Source organism: Segetibacter aerophilus, from assembly GCF_007991655.1.
Lineage (GTDB): Bacteria > Bacteroidota > Bacteroidia > Chitinophagales > Chitinophagaceae > Segetibacter > Segetibacter aerophilus.
This window is the reverse complement of record NZ_BJYT01000010.1, coordinates 198094-214172: the sequence shown is the minus strand read 5'-3', so window position 1 is coordinate 214172 and position 16079 is coordinate 198094. Positions and strand designations below refer to the sequence as shown.

The 16079-nt window shown below is 38.8% G+C and carries 13 protein-coding genes; 5 read left to right on the top strand and 8 right to left on the bottom strand.

The window, feature by feature from the left end:
- Positions 1-14 precede the first annotated feature (14 nt).
- The 6 genes from SAE01_RS14660 to SAE01_RS14635 form a co-directional block, all read right to left on the bottom strand.
- Entirely contained in the window at positions 15-440 is a 426-nt protein-coding gene (locus SAE01_RS14660; RefSeq protein WP_147204533.1) for a hypothetical protein, read from the bottom strand.
- A gap of 138 nt (positions 441-578) precedes the next feature.
- On the bottom strand, positions 579-998 hold the full coding sequence (gene rbp / locus SAE01_RS14655; RefSeq protein ID WP_147204532.1) for an RNA-binding regulator: 420 nt from the start codon (positions 996-998) through the stop codon (positions 579-581).
- Between the two features lie 440 nt (positions 999-1438).
- On the bottom strand, positions 1439-1885 hold the full coding sequence (gene rplI / locus SAE01_RS14650) for a 50S ribosomal protein L9 (RefSeq protein ID WP_147204531.1): 447 nt from the start codon (positions 1883-1885) through the stop codon (positions 1439-1441).
- 9 nt (positions 1886-1894) lie between these two features.
- A complete protein-coding gene (gene rpsR, locus SAE01_RS14645; protein ID WP_147204530.1) occupies positions 1895-2161 on the bottom strand; it encodes a 30S ribosomal protein S18 in 267 nt (88 codons plus the stop codon).
- A gap of 3 nt (positions 2162-2164) precedes the next feature.
- Positions 2165-2521, bottom strand: a complete 357-nt coding sequence (gene rpsF / locus SAE01_RS14640) for a 30S ribosomal protein S6 (RefSeq protein WP_147204529.1) — start codon at positions 2519-2521, stop codon at positions 2165-2167.
- A 297-nt stretch (positions 2522-2818) separates the two neighbouring features.
- Complete coding sequence (locus SAE01_RS14635) at positions 2819-6136, bottom strand: T9SS-dependent choice-of-anchor J family protein (RefSeq protein ID WP_147204528.1); 3318 nt, start codon at positions 6134-6136, stop codon at positions 2819-2821.
- Positions 6137-6401: 265 nt separating this feature from the next.
- Between SAE01_RS14635 and htpG the strand changes: the two genes are divergently transcribed.
- On the top strand, positions 6402-8303 hold the full coding sequence (htpG, locus tag SAE01_RS14630) for a molecular chaperone HtpG (protein WP_147204527.1): 1902 nt from the start codon (positions 6402-6404) through the stop codon (positions 8301-8303).
- Positions 8304-8522: 219 nt separating this feature from the next.
- Here htpG and recJ read toward each other — a convergent pair whose 3' ends face one another.
- Both recJ and SAE01_RS14620 read right to left on the bottom strand, forming a co-directional pair.
- Entirely contained in the window at positions 8523-10223 is a 1701-nt protein-coding gene (gene recJ, locus SAE01_RS14625) for a single-stranded-DNA-specific exonuclease RecJ (protein ID WP_147204526.1), read from the bottom strand.
- A gap of 2 nt (positions 10224-10225) precedes the next feature.
- Entirely contained in the window at positions 10226-11188 is a 963-nt protein-coding gene (locus SAE01_RS14620; RefSeq protein WP_147204525.1) for a polyprenyl synthetase family protein, read from the bottom strand.
- A gap of 260 nt (positions 11189-11448) precedes the next feature.
- Here SAE01_RS14620 and SAE01_RS14615 point away from each other — a divergent pair, with 260 nt between their 5' ends.
- The 4 genes from SAE01_RS14615 (at position 11449) to SAE01_RS14600 (ending at position 16068) form a co-directional block, all read left to right on the top strand.
- Complete coding sequence (locus tag SAE01_RS14615) at positions 11449-12978, top strand: OmpA family protein (RefSeq protein ID WP_147204524.1); 1530 nt, start codon at positions 11449-11451, stop codon at positions 12976-12978.
- Between the two features lie 169 nt (positions 12979-13147).
- On the top strand, positions 13148-14797 hold the full coding sequence (locus SAE01_RS14610; RefSeq protein WP_147204523.1) for an OmpA family protein: 1650 nt from the start codon (positions 13148-13150) through the stop codon (positions 14795-14797).
- 139 nt (positions 14798-14936) lie between these two features.
- Positions 14937-15752: an outer membrane protein assembly factor BamD gene (locus SAE01_RS14605; RefSeq protein WP_147204522.1), complete on the top strand. Its 816-nt coding sequence runs from the start codon at positions 14937-14939 to the stop codon at positions 15750-15752.
- Positions 15727-16068 carry a DNA-directed RNA polymerase subunit omega gene (locus SAE01_RS14600; RefSeq protein ID WP_147204521.1) on the top strand — a complete coding sequence of 114 codons (342 nt, stop codon included), beginning with the start codon at positions 15727-15729 and terminating at the stop codon, positions 16066-16068. The genes SAE01_RS14605 and SAE01_RS14600 overlap by 26 nt, the downstream gene beginning before the upstream one ends.
- Positions 16069-16079 lie beyond the last annotated feature (11 nt).

Sequence of the window (16079 nt, the reverse complement as noted above, 5' to 3'; positions counted from 1 at the left end):
AGGGGTTTTTGATTCTATATTAAATCTAAGCCCTCAATTTTCAACCAATTACTAGCAGCTTCCTGAAAAACTTGATTGTTGTAAAAGAAGCGACATATAATCTTTACCTTTTTTGTACTTACAACTATGTTTTTAGGAACGCCAGGGTCAATGAAGGTTTTCGACAAAACCTTCATTTGGTTAAGATCTATTTTCTCAAGCAGATATTGCCCTGGATGCCTTTTGTTAATAAGACAGTCCCACAAGGGGCGAGGTAATCCTACAACTTTTATTTCTTTCTTATCATTAATATAGACCATGTAAGGCTTGATCTCCCGCGACCCTACATTGCCACTTTTGCTTACAAAAGGAAATTCTAACACTCGTCTTTGTTTGATTGCATCCCATGACCTTTCGATAAGATCTTTTATTATCTGAGTCACTTTTATTTTTTCCTCCATCCTTATATATTTTATGCAAAGGGGTAAGTGAAGTAGTAGAGAATAAATTTTCTCAAAATGTCTTCTAATTATTAAGAAAAACTATAAAACAAAAAAGTCCGGCAACAGCCAGACTTTACAGTTCTTTGAGTAACAGGATTAATAACGATTGTATCCGCCACCGCTACCGCCAGTGCTTCCACCGCTACCGCCACCGCGATTGCGATTAAAACCACCACCACCGCCGCTTCCACCACGGTTAAATCCACCGCCACCGCCGCTTTCGCCGCCGAAGCTTCTCTTTTTAAATCCACCACCACCAGAACCGTCTTTTGGACGTGGTTGTGATTCGTTAACAACGATTTTACGACCCATGATGTCGCTTTCGTTTAATTGGCTGATTGCAGTACGACCTGCTTCATCATCAGACATTTCTACGAAACCAAAACCTTTGCTACGGTTACCGTTAAACTTGTCAGTAACAATTTTTGAAGATACTACTTCACCGAATGGAGTGAATAAATCGGCTAAATCCTGCTCAGTCATTGTCCAACTGAGGTTTCCAACGTAAATGTTCATTTGTAAAAAATTAAGAAAATAAATAAAAAATCCATAATGAACACAGTGAACAATATACCAGAGAAACATTTACTTAAAACGTCCAGAGAAAAATTGTGAAACTGTAAAGATCATTAAGGCCGAAACGAAGATAGCTATTTTATTTATAAATCAAATAATTCTTGAAGATTAATATTAATGTGTGGATTTTTTGTAAAACTCTTCACTTTTCAAGGATTACTGGTGAGATCTATGAACAAGTTTCTCTCTTCCCAATTTCCTAACGGTAGATATTAGAGAGGCGGGTTATAAGCGAAATCTCAAGGTGTGCAATACAAAATCCAATACTAGAAGCAGATGTAAACTCTACAATAAAAACATTTCGATTTTTACCAGAAAAAGCAATAAAAAAGTCCGCCTGTAAGAGACGGACTTTAAGTACTTTATAGCTTTTATAACCCTTATTCAGCTACAACTTCAAATTCAACATCTGTAGAGTTACCGTTGCCGAAATCAATGTTCGCTTTGTAAGATCCCAGCTCTTTTACCTCGTCGGTAATTGAAATGCGTTTACGATCTATTTCATAACCTTTTTGGTCACGAATAGCACGGCTGATTTGGAGCGATGTAACACTTCCGAAAATCTTACCACTTGTGCCGGTTTTTGCACCAATTTTAAGAGGAGATTCTTTTAAAACAGCAATTACGCTGTTAATCTCAGAAAGCAATTTGGCTTCTTTCTTCGCCAACTGCTTTTGCTTTTCCTGCATTTGCTTTAGGTTAGAAGAATTTGCTTCAACAGCTTTTTTCTGAGGAATTAGAAAGTTACGTGCATAACCGTTTCTGACGTTGACTAACTCGTTAGTTCCGCCTAGGTTATCTACATCTTGTATTAATATTACTTGCATAGTTGCCTCCTACTTTAAAAGATCAGTTACGTAAGGTAATAAAGCCATTTGACGGGCTTTTTTGATTGCTACAGAAACCTTGCGCTGGTACTTTAACGAGTTACCGGTAAGGCGACGAGGTAACAACTTACCTTGTTCGTTTAAAAATTTCTTCAGGAACTCAGCGTCTTTGTAGTCGATGTACTTAATGCCATACTTTTCAAAACGGCTAAATTTCTTAGCGCGCTTCTCTTGTTTGATCGCCGTTAGGTACTTAATTTCATTTGCTTTTGCCATGATTTACGCCTCCACTGCTTTTTCGTTTCCTGTTGGTAAGCCACTTCTCTTTTTGTAGTTGTACTCGATGGCATATTTGTCGAGTCTTGTAACCATGTGACGAAGCACCTGTTCGTCTCTCAGGAGCTGAATTTTCAGCTTCTCATTGAAGTCGGATTGCCCTTTAAATTCCGCTACCCAGTAGATGGCCGTTGTCTTCTTCTGGATGGGATAGGCAAGTGATTTTAATCCCCATGGATTGGTGCTGACGACTTCACCACCATTGCTGGTGATCATGTCTAAAAATTTTGTCTGAGCGGCTTTGAAATCCTCTTCAGACAGCACCGGGGTAAAAATCACCATCAATTCATAATTGTTCATTAATCCCTGATTTGATTGTTAAAAAATAATTTGGGCTGCAAAGGTAAGGGTTAGAGGGTAGAAAAGGTCACTGATTTTAGAAAAGGATACAAACAAAGGTTACAGCTTGGTTAAAAAGTACTGTTTCTTAAACAGTAAAATCGCAACAGCCACATGATTGTTTAACAGCATGCTGTTAAGCTTTACCATTTGCTAGGATCTGTTCTCTGACAATTTCCGAATTAGTAGTGATTTAAATCTATTAAACAAAAAAGAGCTCCAATATTGGAGCTCTTGAAAGACGCTAAAGTGAAAGAATTATTGAACTATTAGTTTTTGAGTAATTACGGTTTGCTTGTTTATAACCTTCAAAAGATACAATCCTTTCGATAAGCCTTTTAATTCAAAAGAGACTTTAGTTTCGCTATTATTAACTGACTGCCGTTTTACAACTTTTCCGTTGACGTCAACAAGTTGTATTGAAACTACTTCTCCCACGTTTCTTAAAGCTATATTAACCACATCCTTTGCAGGGTTCGGGCTTAAGCTTACTGTAACTCCTACTTCAAAAGTTACGTACACGACTCTAGTCAACTCTTGCTTGTTATCCTTATCTACCTGCTTAAGACGATAATAATTGTAACCTGCAAGTGGTTTACTGTCTGTAAATAAATATTCTGCTTCGCTTGAAGAATTTCCTTTGGCTGCCACAGATCCTATTGCCTTAAACGTGATACCGTCTGCACTTCGCTCTACCACAAATTCTTTGCTATTTATTTCATGTGCAGTTTTCCACGATAGATCTACAGCCGTCGCTTTTTTTGCAGCATTAAATTCTACCAATTTGAGAGGAAGAATAGTCCCGTCAAAAGCATAACGAGTGAAGACAGGATAGTGGTCGGTCGTTGTAGAACCATAGCTTGCAATAAGGCTTGTAACATCGGTAAGTACGGTGGCAGAACCGTTCATATAGTAAGGTCTCATTTCATTTGACACGACTACTTGATCGATCATATCATTGAAGCTTACAGTAGACTTTTTACCGGCACGACTAAGCGGTAATGTAAGCGCAGGAAAGTTGATAGAGTCGTTTACAAAAGAGGAATAAGATGTTATACGAGGAGTTATTCCCGAGGTAATAGTTGAGTCGAGATCATCATTAAAGTCGCCAAGAATAACAATGTTGTCGGTAGGATAATTAGTAGTCAAAAGCTTGTATAAAGAGTCAGCCCCATCTCTTCTACGGTTATAGGAAGTAGTAGTTGGCGACGTGTTCGCCTTTGCATGTATTACGATGAATTTTACATTTTTAGTAATACCATTTAAAGTAACATCTGCATTCATCATAAATGGATAACGTCCACTTGACCAATTGTCGTAATTCTTACTTGCTGCATCAGCTGCTGTATTTGTTGCAAGATTGAGTAGTGGTGTAGTGGAAATGTTACTAAAGATAGAAGTCTTGTATACAAAACCTAATTTTTGAGCCTCAGATAAAGGACCATCTCCTGCAACGGTAGGATTGGTATGAGAACCATAGTTTGAAACAACATAACTATATCCTGGCATTGATCTTACTACACGTCCTAATCTTGACGTGTCCACGATTTCAACCAAAGCATATAAGTCTGCTCCAACGCTTTGAAATACTTTCTTCACATTTTGTTCCTGCAAACTATCGTTTGCGGGGCCGTTAACTGAACTTCCAAACCACTCAATATTCCAGTTAACTACTTCAAGCGTTTTGGCCAGGTCGATACTGGTTCCGGTAAGATTTACAGTTACAGTTAACCCTGAAGAAGTTACAGTTACTGTACCGTTATAGTTTTTGTCGTTTTCAGTAGGATTAAATTTTACATACACGGTGTCAGCTTTATTATTAGCTGCGGCTTGTGTAAAACTAATTGACGAACTAAAATCAGTACCATTTGCAGAAAGTAGAAAATTAGCACTAGAAGTAAGCGATATATCAGATGTTATATCATTTCCAGTAACGACTAAAGTCTTTGTAGCGCTACTTCCTGAGGCGGCATAACCAAATTGAATATCGGAGGTATTTGCTGTAAGATTAGCTGAAGGCGGAGTTGGAGAGTTGTCAACGCTTATATCGTCTAAGGTCCAACGAGCGCCTTCTTCATTAGTGGAATTATAGACAAAAGCAAAATACACGTTAGATTCCTTAAAAGCAGAAAGATTTATCTGCGACGAAATAGTCCAGGTATCAGAAGCCTGGGTAGGAAAGCGGCCGTTAATATCCGTCCAGCTAGCAAGCCTTGGATCACCTGAACCGGTATAGTTTGTAGATACTTTTAATTGAAGAGGCGAACCATTAAAAGCTGTTCTGCTATAAAAAGTTAGCAAAGGATAGGTGGTAGCGGTTAAGTTTAGTGCTGGTGAAATAAGCCAATCTTCGTTGGGCACATTTGTACCGCCACTAAAGCCGTTAATCTGAACCCCATTGGGAGCGCTTCCGGAAGGAGAGTTGTTGGCATCACGACCGAATGTAGTACAAACCCAGGTTTCGGCACCAGTAACGCTGTATTGAGTAAAACCATCGGTAAGAGATGAAGTACATGTACTAAACGAGGCGGAAAACAACAATGATCCCGTCGTAAATTTCCAACCTGTGGTGCCTGTTATCCCTGCGTAATTATTTCCTGCAATATCCTTGAAAGCCCCGTTAGTTATCTCGATGAAATAAGCTGTATTAGGTGATAACGATATAGGGAAAGAGACAGTATTACCCGATACAGTTACGCTAGGGGAAGTAACATCAGTCGATTGAACAATGCTCATATCTGCAGCTTTTTTCAACACAATAGTTCCGGTACCTTTTTGAATTGTCTCATCAAAAGTTAAGCTGGCCGAAGAAAGGGTGCTTACCACGTTGTTGGCGTTATTAGCGGGTGAAAAGCTTATGACGGATGGCGCTGTTACATCGCTTCCGCCCTGAGAATAATTAAGCTGAAAATCATCGATACCTGTAGTGGGTCTATTGCCCGCTCCTGTTGAAGGTGCGAGCGTAACTATCCGTATCCAAACATTGTCTGATTTATTGTCAAGAGCTGATCCAAAATTGACAGTAACTGTGTTGTTTGAAAAGGTACTATTGCCCGTCGTTAACACTGTGGGCTGAGTCGCAACCGCTGTAAAACTAGCAGGAGCAGCACCGACACCGTAATCTACTACCCAATTGACAGATCTGGCAGACGTGGCATCAAGGGATTGCAGTTTGAAGGTTAGGCTCAGACCTGTAATACCGTTTGTATTTGCCAGCTGTAATACGAAGGCTGCTCCGGGATCACCAAAAGCACCAGTCTGCCGAACTCCTAAAGCGCGATCTGTACTAGCGTTCTGATCTGCAGCTGTGCTGGCTGTAGTTAGGCCATCGGCAGAGGCGAAGTTTTTAAAAGCTCCGGTAGTGTTTGACCATACTGTTTTAGCCGTAGTAAGAGCCACTGCAGTACCCAGAGCAGAAGAAGTAGCGCCCGTTCTAACAGACCAACCGGTAGGTAAGGCTGTACCAATATTGTCAAAAGTTTCGACATAGCTGGTACCTGATAAATTTACCTGGCTGTTGGCTGTGAAGCTAATAATAAGTAGAAATGATAATAATTGAAAGTAGATTTTACGCATAGTGAAAGTGTTAAGACTGTCGAGGTGCTTTAGATTAGGAAAGTTTAAATAGGGAAAAGTAAAATTACAAAAAGCACTTTAGAAATGATTTTTGGTGGATACAGGAATTGTAGGTAATTAGGCTGCTTTGACAGAGTGTCAGAATTAGCAGGATGGCATCTGCTTTGTTAAAAAGTCGCTCAATAGAATTAACAATTGTTGCAGTGTGCGACGCAACGGCTGTTGAGTAATTTTCAAATGTTGACATCATAAAAATAAAAACACTATGGCTAAAGGAAGTATCAGAGTACAGACGGAAAACATTTTTCCGATTATTAAAAAGTTCTTGTACAGCGACCACGAAATTTTTGTTCGCGAATTAGTAAGTAATGCGGTTGATGCCTCACAAAAGTTAAAGACCCTCTCCTCTATTGGTGAAGCCAAGGGAGATATTGGAGATTTACGAATTGAGGTAGAATTAGATCCAAAGGAGAAAACGCTGAGTATTATAGATCGCGGCGTAGGTATGACGCAAGAAGAAGTAGATAAGTACCTGAACCAGGTTGCGTTTAGTGGTGCGGAAGAGTTTCTAAAGAAGTACAAAGGCCAGAATGAAGAGAATATTATAGGAAAATTTGGTCTGGGTTTCTATAGTGCCTTTATGGTGAGTGAGAGAGTGGAAGTGTATACAAAAAGTTTTAGAGATGAGCCTGCTACTTATTGGAGTTGCGATGGTAGCCCTGAATTTGAGTTGTACTCTATAGAAAAACCTGACAGAGGAACTAAAATTGTATTACATATAAACGAGGAAAGCAAAGAGTTTTTAGATGCAGACAGAGTCAAAGCGATTTTAACAAAGTTCTGTCGCTTCCTTCCTGTTCCTATTTATTTTATCGATAAAAGTGCTAAAGCTGAGGATAAGGATAAAGAGGAAAAAGAAGAGAAACCGATTAACAATACTACTCCTGCCTGGACGAAAAAACCGTCGGACTTAAGTAAAGAAGACTACGAAAATTTTTACAGAGAGTTATATCCTTTTGGAGAAACTCCTCTGTTTTGGATACATCTGAACGTCGATTATCCTTTTAATCTTACCGGTATTTTATACTTCCCTAAAATTAAACAGAGCTACGAAATTCAGAAGGATAAGATACAGTTGTACAGCAACCAGGTATTTGTGACTGATGAGGTTAAAGACATCGTTCCCGAATTCTTAATGCTGTTGCACGGTGTTATCGATAGCCCTGATATTCCATTGAACGTTAGCCGTAGTTATTTACAGGGTGATCCAAATGTGAAGAAGATAAATGCTCACATTACTAAGAAGGTTGCAGACAAACTTGAAGAAATATTCAAAAACGAAAGGCCGTCCTTCGAAGAAAAATGGGAGAGTCTTGGGTTATTCGTTAAATACGGAATGATGACGGATGATAAGTTTTTGGATAAGGCTAACAAGTTTTTAATAATGGAGGATGCCGCTGAGCAGGAAGGGAAGAAGAAGTTCTATACCCTGGATGAGTATAAGATGGAGGCTGAGACTTTGCAAAAGAATAAAGATGGTAAAGTTGTCATTTTATACACCACTGATCCAATTCAGCAAGATGCCTACATCCAGGCAGCGCAACGTAAGGGTTACAAGGTTATAAAAATGGAAACGCTGGTCGACGCGGCTTTTATCAACCAGATGGAAACAAAGTGGGAGAATGTACAGTTTACTCGTGTAGATGCTGACATTACCGAGAATCTCATTGATAAAAATGAAGAACAATCAAGTGTTCTAAGTAAAGAGGAAGAAGAGAAACTGAAAGGTTTATTTGGAATACAAATTCCGGAGTTACACGTGACAGTTGAAGTGAAGGGATTAAGCACTGATGCACCTCCTGTTGTAGCTACACGACCTGAATTTATGCGTCGTATGAAAGACATGGGCGCAATGGGTGGCGGAATGGCAAGCTGGTATGCGAACATGCCTGATGAAGTAACGCTTACAGTGAACGGCAATCATAAGATTTACCAGGGATTGCTGAAAGAGGACGATACTCAACTGCAGGAAAAACAGGTTAAAAACCTTGCAGATCTTGCTTTGCTTAGCCAAGGTCTTTTGAAAGGCAATGCATTGACTTCTTTTATAAATCGTAGTGTAGAGCTAATGCAGGGTGAAAAGGATCTGGTTGTGGAAGCGCAATAAGTTAAATAACATAATTTCCAGAAGGAGCCGTTCAATGTTTTGAACGGCTTTTTTATTTTTTGGCAAAAACTTCTTTGCTCCCGTTTTTGCTAGCAGCAGGCTTTAGGAAGTAGAATAGATAACTTTAAAAATTTAGGTTTAAATGAAAAAATGCACAAAAAGGTGTAAAGCTAAGAAACACAAAAAGCGAAAATGTCGCGATATATAGCTCAAAGGCAATTAACTTTCAGTAAGTCTGAAATCAATCACTTTTAGTTGCAAGGACTTTTGGCCGTTCCAATCATTTTCTTCAAGCGTGAATACAACATCTAAGGGAAGTTTATTTTCAATCAACGAAAACTTTTCTGCCATATTAAAGCCTATGCCTTTGAAGCTGCAATTATTTTGTTTTAGACAAAACCTGATATGCTGGTCTTTAACAAGCTTGGTATTACCAGAATCCATGACATTTTTCACAACAAAGACTGGCCGCAAGTTTTCTGGACCGTAGGGTTCCATTTGGTGGATAATATTATAGAAAGAAAGGGTTAGTTCGTTGAAAGTTACTTCAGCATCAATGACTATTTCAGGTATCAGTGAGTCCTGGTGAATAGTTTCGCTTACGACCTGTTCAAACTTGTTTGTAAAAGCTTCAATGTTTTCGGGCAAAAGAGTCATTCCTGCCGCAGCAAAATGGCCTCCGTAACCCAACAAGTGTTCCTTGCAAGCATGGATCGCCTCGTACAAATTAAACCCGGGAACACTTCTGGCGCTTCCTGCGGCTACTTCACCACTTCTGGTAAGCACAATGGTTGGTCTATAATACGTTTCTATCAATCGCGATGCAACTATACCAACTACGCCCTTGTGCCAATGCTCCTGGTATACAACAGTCGACTTGCGATTAGCCATCTCTGCGTTCTCTTCAATAAGAGCCAGTGCCTCCTCAGTAATTGTAGTGTCGGCAGTGCGCCTTTCTGTGTTGTCAATGTGAAGCATTTCAGCAAATTCTAATGCTTTGACACAATCCTTTTCTATAAAAAGTTGAACTGCTTTTCGGGCATCGTCCATTCTTCCTGCGGCATTAACCCTTGGTGCAATAATAAATACCAGGTTGGTAATGAACATTTCCTTCTGAACTCCCGCTAATTGCATTAAAGCTTTTATGCCATTACACGGGTTTTTATTTACCCTCTGCAATCCGAAGTAAGCCATCACCCTGTTCTCTCCTGTCATAGGAACAATATCTGCGGCAATGGCTGTGGCAAGAAGATCTAGATAGCATAAATAACTTTCTTCAGGTAAACCTAATGTCTCTGCGATTGCTGTCATAAGTTTGAATCCCACCCCGCAGCCGCACAGTTCTTTGTAAGGATATTCGCAGTCTTTCTGTTTAGGATTAAGTATAGCAATTGCAGGAGGTAATTCATTATCTGGAAGGTGATGATCGCAGACAATAAAATCAATTCCAAGTAATTGAGCGTATGAGATTAGGCCGGAAGATTTGATACCACAATCAAGTGAAATAATCAAGCTAAAGTTATTTTCTTTAGCATAATCGATTCCTGTTTTAGAAATGCCATAACCTTCTCGGTAGCGATGCGGTATATAGAAATCCACATTTTTATATAAACCTTTTAAAAACTGGTACATGCTCGCGACGGACGTCGTTCCATCCACATCGTAATCGCCGTACACCAGTATTTTTTCGCCTTTGCTTTTTGCTAATAAGATTCTATTCACTGCTTTATCCATGTCCTTCATAAGCCATGGATCCAGAAGTTGAGAAAGCTGCGGTCTGAAATAATTTTTGGCTTTTTCAAACGAGTCAAACCCTCTTTGAACAAGTATTTTGCAGATTGTTTGATTTACTTTTAGGGCATCCTGTAATGCAATTACTTTCTCCTGATCTGCCTTCAATATTTTCCACCTTTTTTGCATTCTTAATAGTTTCGATCAGTGGTATATCTAACCAGTTCTTCTAATCCTTTTCTTACTTCAGTGTCAGGGAAAGTGTATAACACTGCCAATGCCTCATCCCTGTAATGAAACATCTTTTGTTTCGCATATTCAATTCCGCCTGTTTTCTGAACTTCGTTGATTACAAACTTGACTTTCTCTTTGTTAGTATTCTCGTTTTTAACAATGTAAATCAGCTTCCTTCTTGTTAAAGAACTTGTGTTATTTAAAGTGTAGATTAAGGGAAGCGTGAGTTTTTTTTCTTTTATATCGTTACCGGTTGGTTTTCCAACGTCTTCATTGCCGTAATCAAATAGATCATCTTTTATTTGAAAGGCTATTCCGACCTTTTCCCCAAAAGTTCTCATTTTTTCTACCTCGGCTTCATCAGTAAAGGTGGTGGAAGCTCCTGCAGCACATGAAGAAGCTAACAGAGATGCAGTTTTGTTTTTGATTATCTCAAAGTAGACGTCTTCTTTTAAATTCAGGTTACGCGCTTTTTCGAGCTGCAATAGTTCCCCCTCGCTCATTAGCTTTATAGCATTAGAAAGTATTTGTAGCATCTGGAAGTCGCCATTGTCTAAGGATAGTAAGAGGCCTTTAGATAAAAGATAATCTCCAACCAGCACTGCTATTTTATTCTTCCATAAAGTATTGATAGAAAAAAAACCACGCCTTTCTAAGGACTCATCTACAACATCGTCATGCACTAAAGTCGCAGTATGAAGCAGTTCTACTAACGATGCTGCTCTATAAGATTTCTCATTTATTTGTCCTCCTAATTTTGCACTCAAGAGCACAAACATTGGCCTTAATTGTTTGCCCTTTCTTTTTACAATAAACTGCATGATTTTATCAAGTAGCGAAACATTGCTTTTTACAGCTTGTTTAAAGTGGCGCTCAAACTCTTTCAATTCCTCAAATATTATTTTTGCCGCTAGTTCCATTCTAATAGTTGCTCGCAAGTTAATTGTATTCCTATTAACAGTAAACCTCAATCAATTTGTTTAATCTATGGGAAAAATCTTCTACAGGAGAATTACAAAAATCTGTTATAAGAGTTGTATAATTAATTCATTTTAAGACTGGTATAGTTTTTTTATGAATTAAAAAGAAATTGTAATTATTTGTTTATTCATTCTCATCGCGTATTTTTGCCTGAGAATCTTAACAATATATTCTATTACAAAAAATATAAAACACTTCTATGGCAAGTAACAAGTACATTTTAATGCTAGGCTTAATCAGCCTATGTTCCTCTGCAGCCTTTGCACAGCAAAGCGATGCAGGGTATGATTGGAGAGATTCCTCTAAAATCGCTACGAAAAATCTCCCTCAGCAGAGTGAGTTTTTAAATAACCAATATCCTTATCCTGCTAAACCAAGAAGCATGTGGGAATTGGGCTTTGCGGCGGGTAATAACATGGTAGTAGGCGACATAAGGCCTAAAATGGATGTCGGAGGAGCTATAACTTTAAGAAAAGCAGTATCTCATACGTTTTCGTTTAGATTTGGCTATTTTGGTGGATATGCTCAAGGTTATCCAAATATCCCTCAAACTCAAACACAGCCTGCTGTTCGTGCCTTCCAGAACTGGAAGCATTCTGTAGCTGCAGATGTAATAGCATCATTAAATCCTAATAGCCACTACCGGGGGAATCCAAAGACTAACGTATACGTGTTAGGTGGACTTGACCTAATAGCAACGAAGGTTTTTGTGAGAGGTCTTGCTAATACGCAAATTGATGGCGCATACGGGACTTTTTACGGTGCAGGTTTCCGCAGCAATCAAACGGGTCTTTTGAGAACATTTGGAGGAAGAGAAGTAGGCGGAAGAAAAGGCTGGGCTCTAGCTCCAGGTGCAAGTGCGGGTCTTGGAATAGCGTTTAAGTTGAGCCCCAAGGTAAATATAGGGCTTGAGCAAAGGTTCACTTTTGTAAATTATGATTTCTTAGATGGCTATGAAGCACCCAATAGTAGAAATTTTGACATGTACAGCTTTACTAGTGCTAGATTAAATCTAAACCTTGGTAGTTCTGCTAAAAGAGTACAGCCTTTATGGTGGTCAAATGCTAATAATTTTGTGTATAATGAAATTAATCGCCCTCAACACATGAAATTACCAACTCCGGTACTTCCTGATGCAGACGGTGATGGTATAACTGATCAATTCGATATGGAGCCAAATACTCCAGCAGGGGCTCCTGTTGACGCCCGCGGAGTAGCGAAAGATACAGATGCAGATGGAGTTCCTGACTACAAAGACAAAGAACTTCTAACTCCTCAAAAATGTTTCCCTGTTGATGCTGACGGTGTTGGTAATTGCCCAGAACCTGCATGTTGCACAGAGTTAAGAGCTAGAATTGATAGTGGATTAGTAGGCGCTGCATGTAACATTGGAAACTTGCCAAGTATTCAATTTACCTCAAGTAGAGCAACACTTAGTAAAGATGCGATGACTTTGTTAGCAAGTGCTGCTACACAAATCAAAGCAACTCCTGATTGTAGAGTTAGAGTTATTGGACACGGTGCAAGCGATAAGCGTGCTCAACAGTTAAGTTGGGATCGAGTGAATAGTGTTATCAGATATTTAGTAGAAAAACAAGGTATAAGTGAGGATAGATTTATCTTCTCCTACGGTGAAGAAGGGGATCCAAACACAGTAGACCTAACAGGTACTAAAGAAACTGGACCAAATACAGTTCCTGCTCCTCATCCAAATTTGAAGCGTAGATAGTTTAATCCTATCACAATAATTTTGAAATACCCTTCGTTTACGAAGGGTATTTTTTTGTTGAAATCAAAATGATTTTAACATTAATGCAACTTTTTCAGTTTCTTTGTTCTTTTATACACAACACTTTACGAGCGAAAAAAAACTAAAAATTACCAACCTTTTTAAGTTTATGAGAAAAGTATTTACATTACTAACTGCTTTATTTTTTTTAACCTTCCACTCGTTTTCTCAATTGGGAGGAACCCACAATTATCTTGATACCTCCTATATTGCTCCCAGAAATCTTGCACAGCAATCTGATTTTTTAAATAATAACAGCAGTTTTCCTGCTAAGCCGAGAGACATGTGGCAGTTAGGGGTGTTTGTGGGGCTGCCCTATGTGGATGGCGACTGCCCAATGGCTTTTAAAGGTGCAGGCTCCGAATTAAGCAGCTATGCATGGGGTGGAGGTATTTCTATCAGAAAGGCTATGGGTTATGTTGTATCAATAAAAGCATCTCTTGCTTATTACAACATGCAGGGATTGGATTATCAAAGGAATAGAAATTTCAACAACCACCCATTTGTGCAGCAAAATTACCTTACACAAACAGGAGGCTATATTCACAATTTCCATACAACGGCAATTGTTCCTTCGTTAGAAGCATTAGTATCTCTAAACAATATTATGTTCCATAACAGGCAAGGCAGATGGAATACTTATCTACTAGCTGGTTACACTGCTTTCGCCTATGAAACCAAAATGGACGTCGTTGATGCAAATGGAGCTCCATATCCTTTTCAAACAATTAATTCCTCAGCACCAAGAACTGAAATCAGAGATCAGCTAAGAGCTATGCTTGATGGTAGTTATGAAACTGTGGCATTAACAAATGATAGAAGACCTTCTTTAGGTAACTACAATCTACGGCATTCATTCAGTGCAGGATTTGGTGCTGAATATAGAATTGCGAAGAAAACTTCTTTGGGACTGGAGTATAAACGCATCATGACTCGGGACGACTATGTTGACGGATGGTTTCGTCAAAGTGGAGATTTAGTTAATCCTGTTTTCACATCAGAGTGGGATAATATAGGCTTCCTTTCATTAAGTGTTAATCAAAATCTGGGTAACTCTAAAAGACGTATTCCACCATTGTGGTGGATGAACCCTCTAGAGTTTGCATATAGCGAGTTGAATAACCCGAAGCACATGAAGCTTCCTAAAGTAAAATTGGATGACGCTGATGGTGACGGGGTAACGGATCAGTTTGACCTTGAACCCAATACTCCTCCTGGTGCGCCTGTTGATACGCACGGTGTTTCTAAAGATACTGACGGTGACGGAGTGCCGGACTACAGGGATAAAGAACTGCTTACTCTTCAAAACTGTTTTCCCGTTGATGAGGATGGTGTAGGTAATTGTCCTGAGCCAGAATGCTGTAAAGAACTTAGGGAAATCATTAAAACAGGCGGTGGTCCAAGCGATTGTAAAATTACGGATCTTCCTAGCGTGCAGTTTAATGGAAGTAGCGTTAAACTAACAAGAGAAGCGCAATCAATCCTAAATGGTGTAGCTAGTCAATTGAAAGCTAACCCTACTTGTAAGGTTAAAGTTTCGGGTCATGGTGCTTCAAACAAAGCTGCACAGCAGTTAAGTTGGGATAGAGTAAGTGCAATCATTCGTTACCTCGTTGAAAGACAGGGAATATCAAACACTCGGATTATTTTTGAATACGGAACAGAGGGCGATCCCAACACAGTAGATCTAATGGGAACTACTGAGGAAGGTCCTAATACAGTTCCTGCACCGCATCCAAACCTTCAGAAGCTTAAATAGAACACTATTCCTTTTCATAATAGAAAGCACCTCAAATAAGGGGTGCTTTTTATTATAGAATTATTAACTAGACCTTTTATTGCTTTAAATCTCCGCTTAGCTAATTTGCTTGTTTTCGTTGTAATATTGTATAATTCTTATGGTTAAATTTAGTTACTTATTACTTTTTACGATCGTTTTTGCCTCATGTTCTAATAAGTTATCAAAGACGCTGAAGAGCACGGACAATGAATATAAATTGAAGATGGCTGAAAATTACTATGCTCAAAAGAAGTATAGTAATGCCCAAATTTTATTTGAAGACCTTTTCCCAGTTTTCAAGGGAACTGCACGTTTTGAGGATCTTTATTATAAGTACGCTTACTCAGCCTACTATTTAAAAGATTACACTACATCTGAAAATTTGTTTAAAACTTTTGTTGAGACTTTTCCCAATAGCCCTAAAGCTGAAGAGGCCGATTTCATGCGCGCTTATTGTTACTACAAGCAATCTCCCAAGCCTGAGTTAGATCAAACTAATACTACAAAAGCGATGGGACAAATGCAGGCTTTTATCAACACACATCCTCTTTCTGCCCGCATTCCTGAAGCAACTTCTATAATAGACGAAGCAAGAGCTAAACTTGAGGTAAAGGACTTTAAAAGTGCAGAGCTATATTACAATCTTGGTTTTTACAAAGCCGCGGCGATAGCCTTTAGCGCTTTAATTGACAATTATCCCGACACCGGAAAGGGTGATGAATATAAACTAATGGTAATAAAATCTTATTATCTTTATGCTAACAACAGTGTTGAAGAAAGGCAAGCTGAGAGGTACGATAAAGTAGTAGCTGAATGTACGGATTTCGTTGATAGATTTCCTGAAAGTAAGCTTGCAAAAACTGTGGACTATTACAAAACACAATCTTTAAATAATATAAATTCAAAAAATGAGCAAACTAAGAAGGCAGCTTAGTACAAATACAGCAAGTGTTGTTGAGACAAAAAGCCTGGTAGATATTAAAGGAAGGACAGGTAATTTATATGAGTCTATCGCCATAATATCAAAAAGAGCTAACCAGATAAACATAGCCTTAAAGGAAGAATTGCACAATAAACTTGAAGAATTTGCAACGCATACGGATAGTTTGGAGGAAATTCACGAGAATAAAGAACAAATCGAAATTTCGAGAGCGTACGAAAAAATGCCAAATCCTGCTATTCTTGCAACACACGAATTCATGGATAACAAGATTTATTATCGTAAGAGCGACACTGATCTATTTAGTTAATATAGTTAATG